This is a genomic window from Rhodanobacter sp. FW021-MT20, assembly GCF_041107475.1.
Taxonomy (GTDB): domain Bacteria; phylum Pseudomonadota; class Gammaproteobacteria; order Xanthomonadales; family Rhodanobacteraceae; genus Rhodanobacter_A; species Rhodanobacter_A glycinis.
Genome location: NZ_JBGBPX010000024.1, coordinates 1 through 23364 on the forward strand (window position 1 = coordinate 1; position 23364 = coordinate 23364).

Here is a 23364-nt window from a genome sequence, read left to right on the forward strand (position 1 = left end):
GGCTGCGCATCAAAGTGGGCCTGGTGATTGATCGCGTCTATGACAGCCGGCGCCGCAGGGAGTTTCTCAACAGCCTGATAGGGCTTTTGACAGGGTGAAAAATCGCGACGTTTGTATGCGCGCAGACAGGCGTGTGGTACCGGGCCCTTGCCTGCGTCGTTATGTTTACAACGGGTGCTGCCGGTAGAACTGCGTGAGTTGCTGGTAGATCGCCGGCAAGTGCTGGTGCAGGGGGGCGGGTGCTTCGAAGAACAGTTCACTGACCACGGCGAAGAACTCGGCCGGGTTTTCCAGCGCGTACGGATCAATCGGCAATTCGATTCCGTTGCGCTGGTCTTCCTTCAGGCGGTCCCATGTACTCGAGAAGATGCGCCACCACTCGCGGCGATCCATGCGTCGGTGCAGCGGCGGGAATCCATTGGTGTCGCCGTTGAGCATGTCGAGCTTGTGGGCCATTTCGTGGATGACCACGTTGTGCCCCGGCTTCTTGCCGGCCTCCAGCACGTCCGCCCACGACAGGATTACCGGCCCGCGTCCCCAGGCCTCGCCTGCCAGCGGGGTATTGGTCTGATGAACCACGCCGGCGGCATCGACTTGCTGGCGGCGGGGGATGAACGCGTCCGGATACACGATGACGCTGCGCCAGCCGTCGTACCAGTCGATGCCCAGTTTCAGGATGGGCATGCATGCGTGGGTCGCGAGAAGGACGCGATCGGCATCGTCAAGCTCCACGCCCTTCACCGGTTCCAGCGACTTGCGATCAAGGAACAACGTGGCCAGCACGCGCAGCGTGGCCTGGTCGGAAGCACCCAGCCGGCGTGCCGGGAGACAGTGCTGCAGCGCGTTTTGCCAGAAGCCGTCGGGGATCGGGTGCCGGGCGACGATGCGCCGCACACGCCAGTTTCTGATTTTGTCGAACATGGGCACTCGCCGGAGGAGTTACATGGTCAACAGCATCTGGGCCGAGATGTGCTTTCTCAAGCAAGGGAGCGGAAGATTTCTGCCGCCCACGCTCCTAGACTGCTCAAGTCGGAACGCTGATCAGCATCGAAACTCAGTTGCGTGAAGCCCCTCTCCCTTTGGGAGAGGGGTTGGGGAGAGGGTTCGGACGAAGCGCGGCATACAGGCCTGAATCACACGAGGCGCTTCGCTTGGTCCGAACCCTCATCCGCCCCTTCGGGGCACCTTCTCCCGGAGGGAGAAGGGAAAAAGCTGGCTGGGGATCGACGCTAATCGGAAGTCGGGATGGCCAGCAAATCGAGCCCGCCTGACATGCCGGATTACTGCTTGGCATCGGCCGTCTGGGCGGCGCGGGCGGCGTCCACCAGTTCATCCAGGCTGATCTTTCCGTCGTGGTTGGCATCCACGTCGGCGAAGTGCTGCTCCAGCGTCGGGTTGGCGGCGGCCTCCGATTTGCTGATGCTCTTGTCCCCGTTGCTGTCGAGGCTTTTGAAGGCTTCTTCGATGGCGACCCGCTGGTTGGCCAGGCGCGATGCCATGAATGCATTGAACTCCGTGCGGCTGACCTGTCCGTCGCCGTTGGTGTCCATCTTGTTGAAGGCGGCCGCGACAAGATCGGACTCGGACTTTGTTTCCACCGGCGTGGCCGTGGCGCATGCGACCAGTGCGCAGAACAGGGGGGCGGAAGCCAGCAGGGTGTTTCTTGCGATGGCGGATTTCATGGGTTGCTCCGTAAGTGTTGCAGGGTCAATGCCGATGCCTGTCGTAGTTATCGTGGCGATGGTCGTGGTAGCGCCGGTCATCATGATGCCGGTGGTGGTTTTTGGTGGTGACGTTGCCGATCACGCCACCTGCGGCGGCGCCGGCGATGGTGCTGAAGATGTCACCATGGGAAAGCACTGCGCCACCGATTGCGCCGATGCCGACACCGATAAGCGTGTTCTTCTGTTTCCTTGTCATGCCGTGCGCGTCGACAGTGGAGACGGTGCCCGCGGCCATGGCGAGCGATGCCATCAGGCAGAAAGCGATTCGGGTTCTCGCGGGTGTGATTTTCCTGGGTGTCATTGCTACATGCCCTCATGCATTTCGATCAGGTGCCGGAGGCCACCGAAGCGAAAGGAGAGCGCCGGCGGATGCGGTACTCGCCTTCGTGCCACGGCGTGGCTCTGGTCAGGGGATACAGGTGGCAGGCGTCAAGACGAAGCAGGGCTTCGGGCGGTTCCTGCCCCGCATGGGACAATGCGAATCTCGCGCCTGCGAAAAGCCAAGCGCTGCATGGTCCGGCACGAACATTGCCTCAACATTGCGTCCATGGGCGATGGAGGGTCGTCGTCGTTCGACGCGTGCGGGTTCTTGCATGCATCAGGTGCATGTATCTGCCCGGGAGCGCATGGGTCGCTCGGACGGTCGTCCATCGTGTACGCGTGCTCCGCTGCGCGCCGGAGCACCTCCGTTCCCCTCGATGGTTCGGGGAACGGAGGCCTCGGGTTCGATTACTCGGTGAAGCTGGCGGTGACGTGGTACACGCGTCCGCCCCAGCCATCATCCGGGAACGCATCGGATACCTTGACGTAGACCGGTTTCGCGCCATCGCTGCCGGAGCCGAGGTATGGCGTCAGGTCGATGGTCTGGTTGCCCTTGTTGGAGCCGTCGGTGATGCGCTGGTTTTCCTGCAGCACCGTGGTCCAGTTCTGGTTGTCAGAGCTGACCTGGACCAGGTATTCGGCATCGATGGTCAGGGTGACGTGTGCCGAGGTGGTGTCGAACGGGAACGGGAAGCGATAGGTGAAGTGCGCGGTACCGTCGGCGAACCGGTTCTGCACGCCATTGCTCTGCGAGCCGTCGGGATCCCACAGCCACGGCGTCTCGTTGACGGTGCCGGTGTCGAAGTCGATCGAGTGCGCGACCAGCACGTCGGCCTGGGTGCTGAAATGCAGCCCGGCAGCCGCCACGTTGGCGGTGACCATGTGGTGCCCGTCCGTGGCCAGGCTCGGCACGGTAAGCGTCAGTGGAATCGAGCCGTTGACCGGGACGGCGGTGCCGTGGGGCTGCAAGTGCAGTTGGCTTGCGGTGGGCGAGACGCCCCAGCCGGCAGGCGCCTGGACCGATGCGTTCGCGTTGAGCGGGAACCAGCCGGTGGCGGAGACCCCCAGGTTGAGGGCGATGGGGGTGTTTCCTGATGCCGCCGGCATGACCACGGGCTGCGCCGGGGACAGGGTTGCGGCCAGCGAGGCTTGCGGCGTCCAGACGGGTATCTCGCCGATCAGGGCGCTGAGCGCACTGGCCTGGGTGCGCCAGTCGAAGACATTCGGATGAGCGTCGCTGGTGGCGCCGGACCAGCGCGTGCCGAGCCGCCCGGCGGCGTCGCGATCAGCGTTCCAGATGCTTTCGGCCTGCGTGTCCAGGAAGGCGGCGTAACGGCGATCGTGGGTGGTGTCGACCAGGTCGGTCCAATAGCGCATGAAGATGCCCTTGAACTGCTTGCCGTTGTCGTCGCAAGTCTGGTCGAGTGCATCGCAGCTTTCGGTCAGAATGCCGCTGGCGACCAGTCCGTTCGGACCGATCGCGGCATCGGCCAGGCGGCGCACGGTGGCCATGATGGACGGGTCGCGGGTGGCGCGCCAGAGTTCCAGGCCGGCACCGATCAGCATGCCCTGGTTGTAACTCCACACGGTCTGCCCGTTGTTGGTGCAGGTGTTCGTCAGGCCGTCGTTGACCAGGCCGTTGGCATTGATCATGCCGCTGCCGTTGAACCACTTCCACGCGGTGCTGGAACGGGCGAGCCAGAGATGATCGCCATGGATGCGGTTGTGCAGTTCGGCGGTGAGCCGGATCCACAGCGCGTTGGTGACGGCGTTCTTGTAGGTGCGTTCCGCGTTCCACCACACGCCACCGCCACAGGTGCTGGTGTCCCAGTAGCCGTAGACGTAGTTGGCGATGGTCACCGCCATGTCCAGGTACTTCGGATTGCGGGTCAGGTCATAGGCCTGAAGCCATGTCAGCGCCCACCATTCGGAGTCGTCGATGGCCCGGCTGGTGAAGTTGCCGAGCAGGGGATCGCCGGACAGCACGCCCGGCGGAAACACGCCCTTGTCCTTCTCGAAGGTGTTGTCCAGTTGACCGAGATAGCGGCGGTCGCCGGTGCGTTGCATGTAGTCGCCGATGGTTTGCAGGGCGACCGCCGAATTCCACCAGCTGGAGGGAAACCAGGCCTTGTTTGGATCGTACGAACTCATCAGCACATCCGCCGCCACCCGGGCACGGGCGACGGCCGTGGGACCATCGATTCGCGGGCTGGCTTCGGGTTGTCGGGCGTGCGCGCTTGCCACTGCGGTCAGCACCATGAACAGGGTCATCAGACCGGTCAGGCCCGGCGTGATCGAACGGCGCATTCGCGGGGCGCCGAGCCAGCCTGAGCGGATCTTTGGGAGCAATTTCAATCGATCTAAAAGCGAGTGGAATTTTGTCGTCGAATGCATGATCGGAAGCTCTCCTCGTGGGAATACCCGGGAAAGGGATGGAGGCTGGATTGCCCCATCTTTCCATGGCCAGATCAGTGGCTTGGCGCCATGCCGGTCTGGAAAAGTGCACGTGTGGCACAGCCTTCAGGGCACAAGTCGACGAAGCTGGCAGGCCCGTGCGCCCGATCGAGTATTGCCGGAGGATCCTTCCAATTGTGAGAACCACGCCACGGACTGCTCATCGATGGCCCCGGGCGCTTCGAATAGCCGTCCAAACACGGAGCCGCGGATGACCCTGTTTTCTCGTCATTCCCGCGAGACGCTAGTTCAACAGCCGCTCTGATCAACGACGAAACTCCGCCCGGGGCCGTTCGCGCTGAGCGTGGCTTGCGCCAGCAAGCAGAATTGAAGCGCACGAAAGCAATGCCCCTTCGACTCCGGCCCTACGGGCCTACGCTCAGGGCGAACGGTGAGGTGTCGCCTGAATCTTGTCGCCAATCAGGTCGGCTGTTGAAAAGCGCCTTGTCGGGATGACGGGCAAAAGGCTGATGGATCAGACTTCCCTCAGTCCTTGCCGATGGCCTTGATCATCTGTGCGAAGTGGGCCTTGACCTTGGGGTCGGCGTGCGATTGATCAATTTCGGATGGCAGCTTTGCCAGCCGCGCATTGAACGCCTTGACCAGCGTCGGCAACTGCTCGGGCTGGTAGTCGATCAGGCGACCGAGCTGCGCCGCCAACGACACATCGTCCGGCAGGGGGGCCGGTGAATTCCAGTGGTATTTCAACCATTCGACTGCGGCTGCGGTGCGTTTCATGCGGTAGCGCAAGCCGGCTACATCGACCGGGTGGTTGGCGAAATGCACCGTCACTTTCAACGGCTGGTCCGCGTTCTGCGCCGGCACGATGATGCGGGCCGTCAGCGTGTCGCCGTCGTACTGCCAGCTGCCCGGACGGGCGTCATCCGCGCGGGTGTACGGCTTGCCATTGACCATCACGCTTTTCGGCAGCGTCGCGTCCGGCAGTTCGATGGTGAATTGCTTGTCGTGCGGCATGCCGGGATAGCTGCCCTGGTGTGGGCCGACGGTCAGTGTCGCGGTGTGCGCGTCGCGTTTCCCATCGATCGCGGTGAAGGCGTATTCGCCATGGCGATAGCCTTCGCTGTTGCCGGCGTCGGTGTAAAGCCGCGTGTGCGCAGTTCCACCCGGGAACTGGCGCAGCACGAGGACGCTGTTGTCCATGTCCTGCAGTTTTTTCACCGAGGGCGGGTTCATCGGCACGATCGCACCGGCGCGGACGAACACCGGTACTTCATCCAGCGTGTAATCACGCGTGACGGTCCGTCCGCCTTGCAGCACGTCGCCGCGGTTGCGGTCGTACCAGCGGCCGGGTGGCAGCCATGTCGAGACGTTGGCCACGCCGTCCTTCATCGGTTGCGCGACGGGGGAGACCAGCATGTCGTCGCCGAACATGTATTCGTTGCCGACGTCGTAGGCTTTGGCCAGGTTCGGCCATGCGTAGTACAGCGGGCGCATCAGCGACACGCCGCTGTCGTAGGCCTCGCGCGAAGCCGTGTAGATGTAGGGCGCCAGGGCGTAGCGCAGGTCGATGATCTGCCGCAGCGCGGTGAAATCCGCAGGCGGGAAACGCCAGGGCTCCTTGCGCAGGCCGGCTTCCTTGGAGGAGTGGGTGCGCAGGATCGGGCTGAAGGCGCCGAACTGCATCCAGCGCACGTAGAGTTCCGGATTGATGTGGCGCTGGTCTTCCGGTGTGTCGTCGGAAAACATGTGGCCGCCGATGTCATGGCTCCAGTAGCCATAAAGCACGTTCGATGCGGTTGCCGTGAAGTAGGGCTGGTAGGCCAGCGTTTGCCAGGCAATCACCGAGTCGCCGGAAAAGCCCACCTGGTAGCGATGGTTTCCGAGGCCGCCCCAGCGGTGGTAGATCAGCGCGCGGGCCTTGTCCGCGTTCTGCATGTGCGTATAGAAGACGTAGTTGAGCCACCAGGTGTTGGACAGGCCCGGCAGCTTTTTCGCATCGGGCCATTGCTGCCAGTCGAGCCACCAGAAGTTCACGCCCTCGGCGCGCAGGGGCGCGAGCACGATATCGAACAGGTTGCTCATGTAGCGCTTGTCGACGGTATCGATGCCGATGGCTTTGCCGTCATGCACGCCCATCGCCTTGGCGAAGGCGGGGTAGCGCGTCTCGTTCGATGGCACGCCGGACGCCGGGTGCAGGTTGAGCGTCACTCTCAGTTGCTGGCTGTGCAGCCACGCCAGGAATTTGGCCGGGTCCGGGAACAGGCTGTGGTTCCAGCTGTAGCCGGTCCAGCCGACGGTTTGCCCGAACGCGTCGCGCTTGACGTAGCGGGGATCCCAGCTGAGCTGGTCGGTGCGGTGCCAGTCCATGTCGATGACCAGCACGTCCAGCGGAATGCCGTAGCGCTCGAAGTTTTTTACCAGCGCGCGCAGTTCGCTGTCCGAGTAGTTCCAGTAACGCGACCACCAGTAGCCGAACGCAAACCGCGGCGGCATCGGTTCGCGCCCGGCCACCTTGGCGAAGTCACCCAGGATTTTCTTGTAGTGATGGCCGTAGCCGAGAAAGTAGAGGTCCTGGCAATCGCTGCAGGTGCGTTTCTTGACCCAGCGCCAGGCGCTGTCGTCGAACAGGAAGCTCTTCGAATCGTCGACCAGGTGCCAGCCCTGCCGTGACAGCAGGCCTTGTCCGAGATCCAGCTGCTTGCCGGTGTCCAGTTGCACGTCGCCGCGATAGCGGTCCAGCGTGCGCGCCGTGCCCTTGAGATTGCCTGTTTCCACGTCGCCCGGGTGCCAGTCGAAGGCGGTCTTGAAGCCCTTCGAATGGATGGTGAGATTGCCGGCATTGAAGCGGCCGCTGCCAAGCTTGTAGGCAAGGCTCAACGAAGCCGTGTCGATGTGCAGCGTGCCATCGCGGGTGGTCGTGGTGAACTTCGGTACCGGCTGATCGCGGTCGATGAACACCTGCGAAGGCGCATCGACGAAGTGCCCGTCGGGAGACCATTCCATGCGGATGATGCGTGGCGTCAGTACGGTGAAGCGCACATGGCTGCGTTGGACGACTGCGGCGGGGTTGGCCTTGCCGTGCATGGCGGGTTCGGCGTTCTGCGCTAGTACCGGCAGCGCTGTCATCAACGCGAGCAGCGCGATGGCTGCCTGTACATGGATCTGTCGCTTCATCGGAATCCTCGATCGTCGGGGAAGATCCGGACGCGCGGCGATGCGGTGTCACGCCTTTCGCCACGCCAGGATCAGACAACAGCGCTTCATGCGGGGCCACCGCACGCAGGGAAGACTACCCTCAGCAATGCTGATGCAGTCAGGTGTCGACCCGTTATCCCCGGGTGCGGCATCCGGCGTGCGGTCATGAAGGTGTGCGCTCCTCCACACCACGGACCGGACTCTCCATCGCCGTCGACTCGCCGGTTTCGTGGCGATTCAACGTGTCCGATGGAAGGCGGCCCTTGATGACTATAGCAAATAAGTCATACATTTCGAGGTGCGTCTTGCCGATGGCGCCATGGTGCATTTGGCCCTGCTTGTACGGGGTGCTCCGTGCACATTCCGCCGACAACGCCGGCCCGCCCCATCTGGACGTCCATCCATGTCGAAAAAGCGCACGCCTCTCATCGATCCTTCGGCTGTCGCCGATCCCCGCCGCCGCGATGTCCTGAAGCTTTCCGGTCTTGCCGGCCTGGCGCTTGCCGGCTCGGCGCTGCTGCCGGCCGAGGCGCGCGTGCCGTTCGGCGTGGCACGCACCGGTTCGGCCATGGCTGCCGATGGTGCTGTCGTACCGTTCTCGACGGCGGCCACGCCGATCCGTCCGCCCGCTGTGCCGTTGGCGGTGCGCCAGCCGTATCTGAGCACCTGGTTGCCGGCGACGCTGCTTCCCGGGACCTCGCCGCAATTCTGGCAAATCGACCCGAGCCATCTCGATGCCACTTCCACCAACGCCACGGGCATGGTGGGGTTGGCCCGCATCGATGGCGTGGCGTGGCTGTTCATGGGCGACGGCAAGATCGTCCGGGACATTCCCGATGGCAATCACGGCAAGGCGCACACGGTCGAGGATTATCCACGTGCCATGCAGCAGACTGCGTTGCACATCACGGCGACGCGCTCGTGCTTCACCTTGCAAGGCGGCGGTGTCGAACTGTCGGTGGATTTTCTTTCCCCGGTGGAGCCGGGCGACGCACGCCGCCAGTCCATTCCGATGAGCTATGTCCGTGTCTCGGCACGAAGCGCGGATGGTGCGGCGCATGCCGTGCAGATCTACATGGAAATCACCGGCGACTGGGCCAGTGGCGATCATGCACAGGAAGTGGTGGTTGCGCGCGGCGACTCAAAGGCTGCCCGCACCTGGACGCTGGCGCTAGCCAAGCCGCAGCCGCTGACCGAGCAGCACGAATTCGCGGCCTGGGGCCATGTCGTCTGGTCGACGCCGAATCGCACGGGCATCAGCATGCAGGCGGGAGATTGCCTGAAGGTGCGTCGCCGGTTCGTCGAGCATGGTTCGCTCAACGGCAGCAACGACGCGCAGCAGTCCACGATCAAGTCGATGCCGGCGCTGGCATTGGCGGTCGACCTGGGTCGCTGCGGTGCCTCTGCCATCGGCGTGGACTTTGTCGTGGGGCAGGTGCGCGAGCAATCCATCAACTATCTCGGAAAGCCGCTGAATGCGTTGTGGACGCACCATTTCGGTGACTGGAAGACGATGCTGGATTTCTTCCATGGGGACGCCACCGCAGCACGTGCGCGGGCCGACACGCTGGATGCAAAAATCACGCGCGACGCACGTGCCGCCGGCGGCGGGCATTACGAAGGCCTGTGCGTGCTTGCGCTGCGGCAGGCCTACGGCGGCACGGAACTGGTGCTGGGGCCGGACGGTTCGCCATGGGCGTTCCTGAAGGAAATCTCCAGTGACGGCAACGTGTCCACGGTGGATGTGCTGTTTCCGGCATCACCGGTGTGGATGTACCTCGATCCCGATTATCTGCGCATGTTGCTGCTGCCCTTGCTCGATTATGCCGAGAAGGGCGGCTGGCCGAAGACGTTTGCCGAGCACGACGTGGGTTCGTCCTACCCGCAGGCGTTGGGTCATAACGACGGCAAGGAAGAGGACATGCCGGTGGAGGAGACCGGCGACATGCTGATCATGATGGCCGCTTATTTGCGGCGGGTTCCGCGTGCCGAAGCACGTGCGTTCGCCACGCGCCATTATCCGCTGCTGAAAAAGTGGGCGGGTTATCTGGAAAAGAACCTGCCCGATCCGGGTTTCCAGAACCAGACCGACGATTTCGCCGGGTCGATCGCGCACAGCGTCAACCTGTCGCTGAAAGGCATCGTGGCGCTGGCAGCCATGGGCCAGGTGGCCGAGCTGGTTGGCCAGGCCACCGAGGCCACGCACTACCAGCAGCGCGCACGCAAGGACATCGCTTACTGGGCGAAGCAGGCGAAGGATCCGAAAGCCCCGCACCTGGATCTCACCTACCACGACGCCGGCGGGCAGGGCACGTGGGGCACGCTCTACAACGGCTTTGCCGATACGTTGCTGGGCACGGGGCTGATTCCGCCGCAAGTCCGCGTAATGCAGGCGAACTGGTATCGCCAGCAGTGCAATGCCTTCGGGCTTCCCTTGCAGGTGCCGCACAGTTACGCCAAGTCCGATTGGGAGCTGTTCACGGCGGCGTGGCTGGCTGACCAGCCGGTGGCGCAGGACCTGATCGATCGCGTCTACGCCTATGCCAACACCACGCCCGATCGCGTACCTTTCTGCGATCTGTACAACACCGTCACCGGTCGCCGCACCGGCTTCGAGGCCCGGCCGGTGCAGGGCGGTATCTTCGCGCCGCTGGCGGTGCGGAGCATGGGGCGGACAAGCTCCCATGGCGATCCCGACAGCGCTGCCTGAGCCGTGTAGGAGCGCACCCTGTGCGCGAAGGCTCTGGCTTCGATCAATGCCAGAGCCTTCGCGCACAGGGTGCGCTCCTACAAAAAAGGAGTAACGAGCAAAACAGGGCTGTTCGAGATTCCCCAAGGTGCGGGCATTGGCGTGGTGCGGGTCCGTTGTGACGCTGGGCTTGTGGCCGATTGGATGTACGCTTGCGCGACGGCCGTTGTCGCGTGCCGCCCAGTTGCTCCCCACTCCAAGCATTTCGCATGTCCCTATTTGAACGGCTTACCTTGTCTGCAAGTGCCATCCTTTTCATCGGTGGCAACGCCTCGACGGAATGGTCAGGCGCGCAATGAGCGGCATGTTCCATTCGCTCAGAAGCTACAACTACCGGCTGTGGGCCGGTGGCGCATTGGTGTCCAACGTGGGCACCTGGATGCAACGGATCGGGCAGGACTGGCTGGTGCTTACCGTGCTCACCCATCACAACGCGACGGCGGTGGGTACGGTGATGGCGCTGCAGTTCGGACCACCGTTGCTGCTGCTGCCGCTGTCCGGCTTTGCCGCCGACCACATGGACCGGCGCAAGCTGCTGCTGTGGACCCAGGGAGCTTCCGGTTTGCTGGCGCTGGGCCTGGGCCTGCTTACCATCTTCGGTGCGATCCAACTCTGGCAGGTGTATGGCTTTGCGCTGCTGCTCGGCATCGTCACCGCGTTCGACGCGCCGGCCCGGCAGGCGTTTGTGTCGGATCTGGTCAGCGATGACGTCCTGGCCAACGCGGTAGCGCTGAACTCGGCGTCCTTCAATGCCGCGCGCATGGTCGGCCCGGCGGCAGCGGGTGTGTTGATTGCGGCGGTCGGCGAGGGCTGGCTGTTCCTGATCAATGCAGGTTCCTACGCTGCCGTGCTGGTATCGCTGTGGTTTCTTCGCCGGCACGAACTGCTGACCGAGGCGCGACCCAAGCGCACGCGCGGCAGTCTGCTGGCCGGCTTTCACTATGTGTGGAAGCGTCCCGACCTGATGGCGGTGCTGGTGATGCTGTTGCTGCTCGGCACCTTCGGTTTCAACTTCGCCATCTTCATTTCGACCATGTCGGTTACCGTGTTCCACGGCAACGCCAGTCAGTACGGTCTGCTGACCTCGGCGATGGCGGCGGGCACCATGTGCGGAGCCCTGCTATCGGCGCGCCGGGCGTTCCCCGGCATGGTGCTGATGGGCGCCGCGGCCGCGGCCTTCGGTGTCAGTGTGGCGGTGGCAGCGGTGATGCCCAGCCCTTTCCTGTTCGCCGTCGTGCTGTTCTTCGTCGGCCTGGCCGCGCTCACCTTCATGACCGCCAGCAACTCCATGATGCAGCTCACCACCGAGCGCAGCATGCGCGGCCGGGTGCTGGCGCTGCGCATCGCCGTGGTCATGGGCGGCACCCCGATCGGTGCGCCGCTGGTCGGCTGGGTGGTCGACCGTTTCGGCGCCCGCTGGGCACTGGGCGTCGGCGCGGTGGCGGGCATTGCGGCGGCCGGGGTGGCGGTGGCTTATCTGGTCAGACATTGCCACCTGCGCCTGTTCCGCGAGGCCGGCCGACTGCGCCTGACTATCCATCCGGAGCCGGCTGACGTAACCGCCGTGCGCGTGGCGGCGGGCGAGCGTGTGACCTGAGCAGGCGTACCAACCAGGGAGACGCCATGCTTTCAGGTTGCGCAGTTGACCTTGCTCGCCACGGTAGCTGGCGCTTCGCGCGCACCAGCGGTGCATGAATCGCGCGCTTTGTTCCTATACGGTAGCCAGCGCCTGCTCCAGGTCGGCAATCAGGTCGTCCGCGTGTTCGATACCGATGCATAGCCGCACCAGGTCGGCGCTGACGCCGGCTTCCTTCAGCTCTTCGTCGTTGAGCTGGCGGTGGGTGGTGGTGGCGGGATGGCAGGCGAGGGTGCGGGTGTCGCCGATGTTGACCAGGCGCTTGACGATCTGCAGCTTGTCCATGAAGCGGGCGCAGGCGTCGCGGCCGCCCTTGATGCCGAAGGTGAACAGGGATGAGGGGATGCCGCCCTCCATGTACTTCTGCGCCAGCGCGTATTCGCTGTCGCCCTCCAGGCCGCCGAAGCGCACCCAGCTGACCTTGGGATGGGCCTTGAGGTACCTGGCCAGGGTCAGCGCGTTGCTGCAGTGGCGTTCCATGCGCAGCGTGAGGGTTTCGATACCTTGCAGGATCAGGAAGGCATTGAACGGCGAGATGGCCGCGCCGGTGTTGCGCAGCGCCACGGTGCGGGCGCGGGCGATATAGGCGGCCGGGCCGAAAGCTTCCGTGTACACCACGCCGTGGTAGGCCGGTTCGGGAGTGGAGAACTGCGGGAAGCGCGGGTTGCCCTTCCAGTCGAACTTGCCGGAGTCGATGACGATGCCACCAATGCTGTTGCCGTGGCCGCCGAGGTACTTGGTGAGCGCGTGCACGATGATGTCGGCACCGTGCTCGATCGGTCGGCACAGGGCTGGCGTGGGCACGGTGTTGTCCACCACCAGCGGCAGGCCGGCCTTGTGCGCCACCTCGGCCAGCGCGGCGATGTCCACCACGTTGCCGGCCGGATTGCCCACCGATTCACAGTAGATGAGCTTGGTCTTGTCGTCGATCGCGGCGGCAAACGCGGCCGGATCGCGGCCGTCCACCAGCCGTGCCTCGACGCCTTGCGCGCGCAGGGTGTGGCGGAAGAAGGTGTAGGTGCCGCCGTAGACCTGCGCGGTGGCGACGATGTTGTCGCCCGCCTCGACCAGGGTTTGGATGGCGGCGGTGATGGCCGCCATGCCGGAAGCGAAGGCCAGACCCGCCACGCCGCCTTCCAGCATCGCCACGCGCTGCTCCAGCACGTCGGTGGTGGGATTCATGATGCGCGTGTAGATATTGCCCGGCACCTTCAGGTCGAACAGATCGGCGCCGTGCTGGGTATCGTCGAAGTAGAAACTGGTGGTCTGGTAGATCGGCACGGCGACCGAGTGAGTTTGCGGATCACCGGCGAAGCCGCCGTGGATGGCGATGGTTTCCCTTTTCATGAAATGCCCTCGAGCGTTGTGCGGCCATCATGCTCGTTAAGGCATGGCGGATGCCCGAGTGTAATGGTTTCAGTCGACTATTTCATGGACGTCCATCAGTATGGATGTCCATATCCATGTGATGCCAGTGGTGCTCAAGGAACATCGCACAAGGTATCGCAGCCCCGGCCTGCGCGAGCGTGCGGACCAGGAGCTGCCGTTTGCCGGCGGGGGCGGGTTGCCTGCCCCGGTCGTGCTCAGTGGCTGGCGGTCGAGTGCGCCACCACCGGCAACAGCACGGCGCTGTGTCCATCCGGTCCATGCTCGATCGTCACCGTCGCCTTTTTGTAGTCGGCCGGCTTGGCGAACAGGATGTTGGGCACGTACGTCTGCGGGTTGCGGTCGTAGAGCGGGAACAGGCTGGACTGGATCTGCACCATGATGCGGTGGCCGGGTTTGAACTCGTAATTCACGCTGGGCAGGCGGAACTTGTATTCCTGCACCACGTTCGCCGGGATCGGCGACGGATCGGCGAAGCTCTTGCGGTAGCGCCCGCGGAAGATGTCGAGCGAGATCGGCAGCTCGTAGCCGCCCATCGTCGGGTCGCTGGGGTCGGTGCCCGGATAGACGTCGATCAGCTTGACCACGAAGTCACCGTCGGTACCGGTGGTCTTGGCAAAGATGTCAGCGATCGGTGCGCCCTGCAGTGTCACGGTCTTGGTCAGCACCGGCGTGGTGTAGGACAGCACGTCGGGCCGGTCAGCTACAAAGCGCTGGTCGTGGACCAGCCAGGTGCGCCAGTTGTCGTTCTTCTGCGGGATCGGGCGCGGCAGGTAGGGCACCGGCTTGGCCGGGTCGGAGACGTAGCTGTCACCACCACCGGCGGGTTGCTGGAAGCCCAGGCCCATGTCCGCCTGCAGGTAGATCGGGGTGAGCTGCTGGGCACTCGCCACCTTCCAGTTCGAGAAGCGGTCCCAGCGTTTTTCGACCGCGTTGTAGATCATCGCTTGCGGCAACGGTTTGGCCATCGGCGTGCCGCGCAGGTAATGGTTGAACCAGGGAATCATCACTGTCCGGCGGAATTCGGCGGCGGTGTCGCCGGGCCATTTGAGCGGCCCGAGGTGCCAGCCTTGGCGGTTGATCTGGCTATGCCACCACGGGCCGATCACCAGGTGATTGTTGGCGCCGTGGCCGGCCTTGGTGAGCGCTTCCCAGGCGTGGATGGCGCCGTAGATGTCTTCCTGATCCCACAGGCCTTGCAGCCACATCGTGGGCACGTTGGACGGATGTTCGGGCAGCAGCTTGTCCAGCGCCTGCAGTTGCCAGAAGGCGTCGTAGGCCGGGTGCGCGGCGAAGCGGTTCCACCACGGCAACTGCTTGAAGCCATGGGCGTCGGCGTAGTCGCCGGCCGAACCTGCTTCGAGGAAATTGGTGTAGTCGTCGTAGTTGTCGCGCGGAACGCTCTCGCCTTTGCCTTTCCGGGTGGTCTGGCCGGTGAAGTAGTCCAGGTTCACCTGGCGCAGCGCGCCGTAGTGGTACCAGTCGTCGCCCATCCAGCCGTCGATCATCGGGCTTTCCGGCGCGGCGACCTTCAGCGCGGGGTTTGGATGGAGCAGGGCCATGGCGACGGTCCAGCCGTCGTAGGACGAGCCGATCATGCCGACCTTGCCGTTCGACTGCGTGATGTTCTTCACCAGCCAGTCGATGGTGTCCCACGCGTCGGTGGTGTCGTCGGTCTTGGTCGGATTGAGCGGTCCCATCGGCGGGCGCGTCATGATGTACTTGCCCTCCGAGCCGTATTTGCCGCGCACGTCCTGCCACACCAGGATGTAGCTGCCGTCGGCCCAGTCCTTGTCGCCCGACCACACCGCGTCGGCCATGTGCGGACTGTTGTTCGGCACGAAACCGCTGGCGTTGTACGGCGTGCGCTCCAGCAGCATCGGCAGGTCGTGCGCGCCCTTCGGGATCAGGATCACGGTGTGCAACTTCACGCCGTCACGCATCGGGATCATCACGTCGCGCTTGACGTAGTCGAAGTTGCCTTCCGGCTGGGTCCAGTGCGCCGGGATGTCCGACCCGGTCTGAATCATGTCGGGGGTGACCTTTGCCGAACTCTGGCCTGTCGGGGCCATCGCGAATACGCTGGCCGACACGAGGCAGGCGAGCGAGACGAGCACCGAGCTGAAAGCCGCAGTCTTCATGTCGAGGGAATCCTGATGGTGGTGGATGCGTCGGCAACCTATCACGGCTTGGCCATCAGGTGCCGGCACGAAGTCGTCGATGCAGCTTCTCTTGCCGTTTTTGGCGCGCTGGCGTGGAATTTCCGGAGTGGCGGTTGGTGTCTGCCGCCGGGTCTTGGGTCGGATGATGGAAGGCCGAATCGGTACGGCGGTTTTTCGCCGGTTATGATGACCGGATGTGATCCCGGGCAGGCGCGAACGATGACAAGACGTGAGAGCACGCAGAATTGGCGGCCAGTGATCGCCGCGGTGTTGATGGCGTGTGCGGGGACGCTGTCAGCATCCGCGCCGAAAGCCACTTCACCATCGCGGTTCGATATCGGTTCGCCGGTGGTGGCATCGGCCGAGCCACTGGTTTCGCGACCGGCGACCACGCCGTGCACGGTGACCCTGCTTGATCATCACGCGTTCGATGAGCATGGCGATGCGTCATCGATGGACGCGCGTCCCTACGCGTTCGATTTCACGCCACCCAAAGGTTGCCGGGGTAGTTGGGGCAAGGTGGTGCTGGAGGCGGATTTCTCGGTGCCGGCGGGCCGCCAGTTCGATCGTACCGTGGCGCTCTGGCTCGGTGGCATCAATCTCTATTTCGGCACCACCATCGAGCCGTCGCCGGATGTGGCCCAGCACTGGCATGTCGAGCGCGACCTTACCGATTACGCCTCGCTGTTCACGCATGCGCAGGCCGGGCAGATGATCCTCAACAACTGGGTGAGCCCGACCACCAACAGTCCCATCGTGGTCAGCGTGCAGCTGAAGTTCTATCCGGCGGATGCCCATCTGCCCGTCGCCGGCGCGGCCGATCATGTCTATGCGCTGAGCTCCGACCCGCGCGGCGAGCAGACGCCGCTGGATACGCCAAACGCAAGCCTGTCGCGCAAGCTCACGTTTCCGCGCAATGTCGAGCGGGCCTACCTGGATGTGATCGCGCAAAGCCAGGCGCACGACGAACGCTGGTACACCTGTGTCGACAAGGCGTACCTGGAGCAGACGCGGGCGTATTCGCTGGAGGGCTTCGAGGCCTGCGACGGCGGCAGCTTCCGCGGCGTGGAGGTGTTGCTGGATGGCCAGCCGGCCGGACTGGCGCCGGTGTATCCGTGGATCTTCACCGGCGGCATCGCGCCGCATCTGTGGTTGCCGACACCAGGCATCCAGACGGTGAACTTCATTCCGTTCCGGGTGGATCTGACGCCGTTCGCCGGTTTGCTGGATGACGGCAAGCCGCACACGGTATCCGTGCGCGTACCGGGTGCCGATCATTTCTTCAACGTCGCGGCCAACCTGCTGGTTTATCAGGATCATCAAAGCCGCCAGCTCGGCGGTCGTATCGTGCGCAATACGCTGGCCCGGCAACCGCCGGCCACACTGATCGTGCGCGACACCCTGCACACCGGCAGCCATGGCGCCAGCGAAGGCACGCTGAACACCGACCAGACCCAGTCGTATGTCATCGTCGGTCGCCTGCACACCTCACGCGGAACCATCGACACCACGGTTCGTTATCGGGGCGGCTTCCATAATCACCAGACCTTCCGGCAGCCCGCCGCGAAGCGCTATGTGGAGACGATCGACCAGTCGACATCGCTGTCGCTGACGGTCGAGCGGAGTCTCGGCGGGCATCCGCTGGATGGCTATACGCTCAGGCAGGACGATCCGCTCTACCTCTCGGTCGACAAGTCCGTAGTGACCAAAGGGCAGGATTTCACGGCACTCGTCGCCATGCGCCAAGGCCATCGGATCGACCGACAACAGACGAATGCACGGGGAATGGCGTACCACGCCTCGCTGCAGGAAAACCTGTCCACGCGTGTCCAGGCAGATGGCAAGACCATTCCGGACCCGCTGGACCGCAGCGACTTTGCGCATCACGAGCAAGGGACCGAGCAGGTGAGCTTCGTCGATTCGTTCGGTAGCTGCTATCGGACCGACCTTGCGTCGAGCGACGAACGCCTGACCGGGTTCAGTCAGGGCAAGGGCTGCCCCGGCCAGGTCAATCACCTCGACAGTCGCTCGCGGCCGGATAGCCCGTCGCTGGCGCCTTTGTAGTGCGGAGCGCGCCCTCGGAACGGGGGCGCGGCTCGAAGGGACGGTTGTTCCGCTTTCCAGTGAAGGTTTACAGAAGAACGCGATGACGGCCTAATTCCCGGCAATTGGAGTGGCAGGGGAAGGACGCGTGGGCGGACGTTTGCGGATTGCAATTGTCGGTTACGGCACGGGTGGGCAGGCGTCGGCGCTGATGCTTTCGCGCGACGGCCACGCGGTGGAAGTGTTCGAGCGTGCGTTGGAGTTGGGTCCGGTTGGCGCCGGTTTCCTGCTGCAGCCGGTGGGGTTGGCCGTGTTATGGGAGATGGGCCTGCTCGATGACGTGCTCGGCCATGGCGCCATGGTCACGCGGTTGTATGGCCAGACCAGCCGGGGCCGCCCGGTGATGGACATGCGTTATGGCGAGCTCGACAAGCGGCTGTTCGGCCTTGGACTGCAACGCGGTGCGCTGTTTGGCCTGCTTGATGCCGCGTGGCAGGAGGGGCGCCAGATCCATCGTGGCTGTACCGTGGCATCGATCGATGCCGAGCGCGGATCGGTGACCGATGCCGAAGGTCATCGGCATGATGGTTTCGACCTGATCATTGTTGCCGACGGCACGGCTTCGCGCCTGCGCAATCAGGTGGTGCCCGCGACGCTGGATCGCCCCTATCCATGGGGGGCGCAATGGTGTCTGGTCGAGCAAGGTGACTGGCCGTGGATAGACGAGTTGCGGCAGCGTTACGTGGCTGCGCGTCGAATGGTCGGCATGCTGCCGGTGGGTACGCGGCCGGATGATCCGGTACGCCGCCTGAGCTTCTTCTGGAGCATGCCGACGGCCTCGCTCGATGACGGTGTCATGGATGCGGATCGCTGGCGCGAAGACGTTGCCACCGTCTGGCCCGAGGCGGCCGACCGCTTGCGCGCCACCGATGTGCCGACGGGGCTTGCCGTTGCCCGCTATCGCGATGCCGTGCACCGGCACTGGTCCCACGGTCGCGCGGTGCTGCTTGGTGATGCCGCCCATGCGATGAGCCCGCAGCTGGGGCAGGGCGTCAACATGGCGCTGCTGGATGCACATGCGTTGCGCGATGCGCTGCGTGTGCATGGAGCGGTCGCGGATGCGTTGGCCGCGTATGAACGCCAGCGTCGATCCCATGTCGGCATCTACCACTTCTGGAGCCGTTGGCTGACGCCGCTGTTCCAGTCCGATCGCGACACCGCTGCACGCTGGCGCGACCGGCTGTTCCACCCGCTGTCGCGCGTGCCAGGTGGTCGCGGCCAGATGCTTCGCGTGTTGACGGGTACGCGCAAAGGCTGGTTTGGGCGGTTTCCCTTGTCGGACGGGTTTGTCGACACACTCGCCGCCATGGGCCGACCTAAAACGCCACCGGATATTGCCGGCCCGCGTGTCGACGCAGCCCGTTGAAACCGCTTCCAGCCCGCTTGCGAGGCTGAGGGCGGAACCAAGTGCCTGTGTTTCGTCACAACGTTTCATTGCCGAGTATCGGCATTGGTTTCACGACGCTTTTTCGCGCTAGTCTCAAGCTTTCGACATGACGTCATGCTCGGAGACTTCTGATGAATCTGCGCCGTTGGTTTTCGGTCGTTGCCTGTGTGCTCGGATTGGGCGTGGCCGGCACGAGTGTGGCGGCCGAGGCGCCGCTGCGGGTCATGACCTTCAACGTGCGCGTGCCGGTGGATACCGGCATGAATGCCTGGGTGAACCGGCGCGACTTGATGGTGAAGGTGATCGAGGCGGCGCATCCGGATGTGCTCGGCACGCAGGAGCTGACCGAAGAGCAGGGTGAATACCTGGCCGCGCATCTGCCGGGTTACGCGTGGTTCGGGCAGGGCCGGGATGGCGGCACCAAGGGCGAACACATGGGCGTGTTCTATCGCACGGCGCGCCTGCAAGTGATTCGCTCGGGTGATTTCTGGCTTTCCGACACACCGACGGTACCGGGAAGCAAAACCTGGGGGCAGCCGTATCCGCGCATGGTGACCTGGGCGCACTTTCGCCTGCGTGATGGCGGTGGCACGTTCGATTATTTCAATACGCATTTCCCGTACCGGCCCGAGGATATGCACGCGCGCATGCTCAGTGCCAACGAGATCCTGCAACGGATCGGCACATTGCCTGCCGGGGCGAAGGTGATTCTCGCGGGCGATTTCAATGCGGGCCCTGATACTCCGGTACACGCCAGACTTGTGCAGAACTTGCACGATGCGTGGATGGCGGCCGCTTCGCACTCCGGTCCGGAGAAAACGTTCCACAACTTCACCGGCATCCCCGACCAGCGCATCGACTGGATCCTGAGCCGCGGCTTCAAGGTGCTCTCCGTGCATACCGTCACCACGCACGAGGGCGCGCATTATCCTTCCGACCACTTCCCGGTGGTCGCCGAGCTCGGCTTGTAGCGCCGGGCTGCCAACCTCTTTTCATCCTCCCCATGCAACGCGTGCTCCCGTGTCGCCACTGTGCGACGCGAGGGTGCGGCAATGCGTGAACATCATGAACGCTCTCTGACACGGGAGACGATCCAGGGCGCGTGCGCCGACTGGTGGTACGGAAAGTGAACCCGTCCCCATTCGAGGATGGTGGGCTGGCGCAAGATCGGTTTCGGGCATCAGGGGATATGCCAAATCAGGGGCAAAAGGGAGGCCTTCATGAACGATCGTTGTGTGTTGCATGGCGCTATGGCGCCCGTCCGTTTTCATCATCTCCGTCCGCTGGCCGCCGCGTGCGCGGTCGCACTGTTCGCCATCGCAAGTGCCGCGCCTGCCGCAGCGCAGGAGTCGGCCAGTCCGCAACAGACGACGCCCAAGGCCACCTCGACTTCGCCAGTCGTCGGCAAGACAGCCACAGACGACAAGAGCCAGAGTGACAAGAAGAAGCCCAAGGCCCCGGTCACCGACCTGAGTCGCGTGGTGGTGACCGGGATCAGCGGCAGCATCGAAAGCTCGATGAAGACCAAGGAGGACGCCAACGACATCGTCGAGGCGATCTCCGCCGAAGATATCGGCAAGTTGCCCGACGTCAGCATCGCCGACAGCCTGGCGCGTGTGCCCGGTCTGGCCACGCAACGTGCCGATGGCCAGGCCAACGCCATTTCCATTCGTGGCCTGTCGCCCGACTTTGCCGGCACCACGCTGGACGGGCGCGAGCAGGCGACGGTCGGCGAGAACCGTGGCGTGGAATACGACCAGTACCCGGCCGAGCTGATCAACGGCGTGACCATCTACAAGACGCCGGATGCCAGCCTGGTCGGGCAGGGCCTGTCCGGCACGGTGGATCTGCATACGATCAATCCACTGGACTTGTCCAGGCGGACGCTGGTGTTCAACCTGCGCGGCGCGCACAACAGCAACGGCTCGTTGAACCCGGGCACCGGCACGGGCACCAGTGGCCATCGCGCCAGCATCTCGTATGTCGATCAGTTCCTCGACCACACGCTGGGCGTGGCGGTGGGCTTCGCCATGGTCGACCAGCCGATCCAGGAGAAGCAGTACCAGGCGTGGTGGTGGAGTGCCGACAACGGCAGCGCCGGCATCGACCAGAACTGGGGCGGCCCGCACACGCCGGGCATGCCGGACAACGTGATTTCGCAGGAAGGCATGCAACTGCGCGCGCAATCGCAAACGCAGAAACGCAATGGCCTGATGGCGGTGCTGGAGTGGGCGCCGAACGACGTCTATTACTCGAAGCTGGACATGTATTACTCCACCTTCAGCAAGCGCAAGTACACCAACGGGGCGCAGTGGTCGAGCAGCCCGTACGACCACGTCGGCTACGACAACGTGCAGACCTCGCCCGGCCAGCCGTTGCCGATCGTCACGTCCGGCACCATCCTCGGCGTCGCGCCGATCCTGCAGAACGAGTACACCAAGGAGCACGACAAGCTCTACTCGATCGGCTGGAACAACAAGCTGTACGTGGGCGACTGGACGCTGATGGCGGACCTGTCCTCATCCAGCGCGCGGGTGAAACTGCACGATGCCTATCTGTTCAGCGGGCTGGCGGATGGCGCCTTCACCAGCGTCGACTTCAACACGCCGAGCGGGTTTGGCTATCCGGACTTCAGGCCCGGGGTGGACCTGGGCGACCCCGGCACGATGGTGTTCACCGATCCGGGAAGTCCCTGGAGCAACCCGCCCGGCTACGGTTACGACGGGCGCGAAGAGTTCGATCGCCAGGACGACACCATTCATGCGCTGCGCCTGCAGGTCAGCCATCCCGTTGGCTGGATCTTCAGCAACGTGGATGTCGGCGTGGCCTGGTCGGACCGTACCAAGACCAAACATGCCGATGTCTTCTTCGCTTACTTGAACGGCAATGGCTCCACGGCGGATACGTACCAGAGCCATTTCAGCGCGCCGATCGACCCGTCGCTGCTGCGCGGAACGACATCGCTGGGCTACGGTGGCATTCCCGGCATCGTCAACTACAACGTGCTCGGTGCGCTGTATGGCGACCAGTTCTACCTGGTGCAGAAGAACGGGCAGGGTGACTGGAGCCGCAACTACACCGTCGAAGAAAAAGTGCCGCTGGGATACGTCAAGTTCAACATCGACACGCACCTGGGTGATGTTCCGCTGCGCGGCAACGTGGGCGTGCAATTCGTGCACACCAACCAGTCGTCGCAGGCCTTGCAGACCAATGGCAATGCGCTGGTCGGCAAGATCACCGGCGGTGCCTCGTACAACAACGTGTTGCCCAGCCTGAACCTGGTGGCCGAGATCGGTCACCGGCAGTACCTGCGTTTTGGCCTGGCCAAGACCATGGCGCGCGGCCGCATCGATGACGAAAAGGTGGCCACGTCTGCCGGCGTGTCGCAGATCACCACGGGCCCCGGTGCCGGCCAGATCCTGTGGTCGGGCAGCGGCGGCAACCCGCAACTGCGGCCGTACGTGGCGGTGGGTACCGACCTGTCGTGGGAGAAGTATTTCGGCAACGCCAGTTATGTGGCAGTGGCGGCGTTCCACAAGAACCTGCTCAACTACATCTACAACAAGACCGTGCTCGACTACGATTTCTCGAACTACACCAACGACACGCCCACCTTGATTCCGACCAGCAACAAGGGCTCGTTCACCACGCCGGAAAACGGCACCGGCGGCAAAATGGATGGCCTGGAATTGTCCGGTGCCATCGAAGGCGGCCTGCTCACGTCCGCGCTGCAAGGCTTTGGCGCGCAGGCCAACTTCTCGCTGACCCATAGTTCCATTCCGCTGAGCTCCATCTCGTCCGTTCCCGGCGGGCCGAAGACCTTGCCAGGGTTGTCGCGCAAGGTGGCGAACCTGGCGTTGTTCTACGAACGTTACGGTTTCTCGATCCGCGTGGCCGAGCGCTATCGCTCGTCGTTTACCGGCGAAGCGGTGGCCTTGTTCGACCAGCTCGGCTACACCCAGATCCAGGCCAACCGGCAAACCGATTTGCAACTGGGCTACGCGTTTAGCGAGGGCCGCTGGAAGGGGCTGTCGCTGCTGCTGCAGGTGAACAACCTCACCAATTCCTCGGATTCGACCGTGCAGGTATCCACCCTGCCCAACAACGTGCCGCTGACCCGGCCGCTGGAATACGACACGTGGGGGCGTACCGTCCTGTTCGGCATCAACTACAAGTTGTAGGCTGACCGGGTACCCGGCACACGGCCTTCGTGCCGTGTGCCGCTGCCTTGTGATGGCCGTGCGTGGTGTGCGCACAAGTTGATGATTCGAATGATGATTTCAGAT

At 63.9% G+C, this 23364-nt stretch carries 13 protein-coding genes; 6 read left to right on the forward strand and 7 right to left on the reverse strand.

Annotated elements, in window-relative coordinates:
* Positions 1 to 165: 165 nt before the first annotated feature.
* The 5 genes from AB7849_RS17770 to AB7849_RS17790 form a co-directional block, all read right to left on the reverse strand.
* Positions 166 to 921: a zinc-dependent peptidase gene (locus AB7849_RS17770; RefSeq protein WP_008208122.1), complete on the reverse strand. Its 756-nt coding sequence runs from the start codon at positions 919 to 921 to the stop codon at positions 166 to 168.
* 359 nt (positions 922 to 1280) lie between these two features.
* Positions 1281 to 1682: an EF-hand domain-containing protein gene (locus AB7849_RS17775; RefSeq protein WP_008208125.1), complete on the reverse strand. Its 402-nt coding sequence runs from the start codon at positions 1680 to 1682 to the stop codon at positions 1281 to 1283.
* A 25-nt stretch (positions 1683 to 1707) separates the two neighbouring features.
* Positions 1708 to 1974, reverse strand: a complete 267-nt coding sequence (locus AB7849_RS17780; protein ID WP_008208128.1) for a hypothetical protein — start codon at positions 1972 to 1974, stop codon at positions 1708 to 1710.
* A 479-nt stretch (positions 1975 to 2453) separates the two neighbouring features.
* Positions 2454 to 4352: a glycoside hydrolase family 76 protein gene (locus tag AB7849_RS17785; RefSeq protein ID WP_008208130.1), complete on the reverse strand. Its 1899-nt coding sequence runs from the start codon at positions 4350 to 4352 to the stop codon at positions 2454 to 2456.
* Between the two features lie 633 nt (positions 4353 to 4985).
* The gene (locus tag AB7849_RS17790; protein WP_369501475.1) at positions 4986 to 7634 is read right to left on the reverse strand and encodes a glycoside hydrolase family 31 protein; all 2649 of its coding nucleotides are present in this window, start codon (positions 7632 to 7634) and stop codon (positions 4986 to 4988) included.
* A 424-nt stretch (positions 7635 to 8058) separates the two neighbouring features.
* Here AB7849_RS17790 and AB7849_RS17795 point away from each other — a divergent pair, with 424 nt between their 5' ends.
* The gene (locus tag AB7849_RS17795) at positions 8059 to 10365 is read left to right on the forward strand and encodes a glutaminase family protein (protein WP_369501476.1); all 2307 of its coding nucleotides are present in this window, start codon (positions 8059 to 8061) and stop codon (positions 10363 to 10365) included.
* A gap of 343 nt (positions 10366 to 10708) precedes the next feature.
* Positions 10709 to 12001 (forward strand): MFS transporter, encoded by a 1293-nt coding sequence (locus AB7849_RS17800; protein WP_237711952.1) that lies wholly within the window; start codon positions 10709 to 10711, stop codon positions 11999 to 12001.
* A 114-nt stretch (positions 12002 to 12115) separates the two neighbouring features.
* On the opposite strand, the gene AB7849_RS17805 is transcribed toward AB7849_RS17800, so the two are convergent.
* Positions 12116 to 13387 (reverse strand): O-acetylhomoserine aminocarboxypropyltransferase/cysteine synthase family protein, encoded by a 1272-nt coding sequence (locus tag AB7849_RS17805; RefSeq protein WP_008216765.1) that lies wholly within the window; start codon positions 13385 to 13387, stop codon positions 12116 to 12118.
* A 236-nt stretch (positions 13388 to 13623) separates the two neighbouring features.
* Positions 13624 to 15567, reverse strand: a complete 1944-nt coding sequence (locus tag AB7849_RS17810; RefSeq protein WP_008216763.1) for a CocE/NonD family hydrolase — start codon at positions 15565 to 15567, stop codon at positions 13624 to 13626.
* A gap of 240 nt (positions 15568 to 15807) precedes the next feature.
* Here AB7849_RS17810 and AB7849_RS17815 point away from each other — a divergent pair, with 240 nt between their 5' ends.
* The 4 genes from AB7849_RS17815 (at position 15808) to AB7849_RS17830 (ending at position 23259) form a co-directional block, all read left to right on the forward strand.
* Positions 15808 to 17652 (forward strand): peptide-N4-asparagine amidase, encoded by a 1845-nt coding sequence (locus AB7849_RS17815; protein WP_369501477.1) that lies wholly within the window; start codon positions 15808 to 15810, stop codon positions 17650 to 17652.
* 127 nt (positions 17653 to 17779) lie between these two features.
* Positions 17780 to 19057, forward strand: a complete 1278-nt coding sequence (locus tag AB7849_RS17820) for an FAD-dependent oxidoreductase (protein WP_369501478.1) — start codon at positions 17780 to 17782, stop codon at positions 19055 to 19057.
* A gap of 152 nt (positions 19058 to 19209) precedes the next feature.
* Positions 19210 to 20049 (forward strand): endonuclease/exonuclease/phosphatase family protein, encoded by an 840-nt coding sequence (locus AB7849_RS17825; protein WP_369501479.1) that lies wholly within the window; start codon positions 19210 to 19212, stop codon positions 20047 to 20049.
* Positions 20050 to 20298: 249 nt separating this feature from the next.
* A complete protein-coding gene (locus AB7849_RS17830; RefSeq protein ID WP_369501480.1) occupies positions 20299 to 23259 on the forward strand; it encodes a TonB-dependent receptor in 2961 nt (986 codons plus the stop codon).
* Positions 23260 to 23364: the final 105 nt, after the last annotated feature.

What these genes read in the sequence shown, in the direction of transcription:
- AB7849_RS17790 (WP_369501475.1), bottom strand. Translation starts at nt 7,634, where the DNA reads ATGAAGCGACAGATCCATGTACAGGCAGCCATCGCGCTGCTCGCGTTG.
- AB7849_RS17800 (WP_237711952.1), top strand. Translation starts at nt 10,709, where the DNA reads ATGTTCCATTCGCTCAGAAGCTACAACTACCGGCTGTGGGCCGGTGGC.
- AB7849_RS17795 (WP_369501476.1), top strand. Translation starts at nt 8,059, where the DNA reads ATGTCGAAAAAGCGCACGCCTCTCATCGATCCTTCGGCTGTCGCCGAT.
- AB7849_RS17770 (WP_008208122.1), bottom strand. Translation starts at nt 921, where the DNA reads ATGTTCGACAAAATCAGAAACTGGCGTGTGCGGCGCATCGTCGCCCGG.
- AB7849_RS17810 (WP_008216763.1), bottom strand. Translation starts at nt 15,567, where the DNA reads ATGAAGACTGCGGCTTTCAGCTCGGTGCTCGTCTCGCTCGCCTGCCTC.
- AB7849_RS17780 (WP_008208128.1), bottom strand. Translation starts at nt 1,974, where the DNA reads ATGGCATCGCTCGCCATGGCCGCGGGCACCGTCTCCACTGTCGACGCG.
- AB7849_RS17815 (WP_369501477.1), top strand. Translation starts at nt 15,808, where the DNA reads ATGACAAGACGTGAGAGCACGCAGAATTGGCGGCCAGTGATCGCCGCG.
- AB7849_RS17830 (WP_369501480.1), top strand. Translation starts at nt 20,299, where the DNA reads ATGAACGATCGTTGTGTGTTGCATGGCGCTATGGCGCCCGTCCGTTTT.
- AB7849_RS17825 (WP_369501479.1), top strand. Translation starts at nt 19,210, where the DNA reads ATGAATCTGCGCCGTTGGTTTTCGGTCGTTGCCTGTGTGCTCGGATTG.
- AB7849_RS17785 (WP_008208130.1), bottom strand. Translation starts at nt 4,352, where the DNA reads ATGCGCCGTTCGATCACGCCGGGCCTGACCGGTCTGATGACCCTGTTC.
- AB7849_RS17775 (WP_008208125.1), bottom strand. Translation starts at nt 1,682, where the DNA reads ATGAAATCCGCCATCGCAAGAAACACCCTGCTGGCTTCCGCCCCCCTG.
- AB7849_RS17805 (WP_008216765.1), bottom strand. Translation starts at nt 13,387, where the DNA reads ATGAAAAGGGAAACCATCGCCATCCACGGCGGCTTCGCCGGTGATCCG.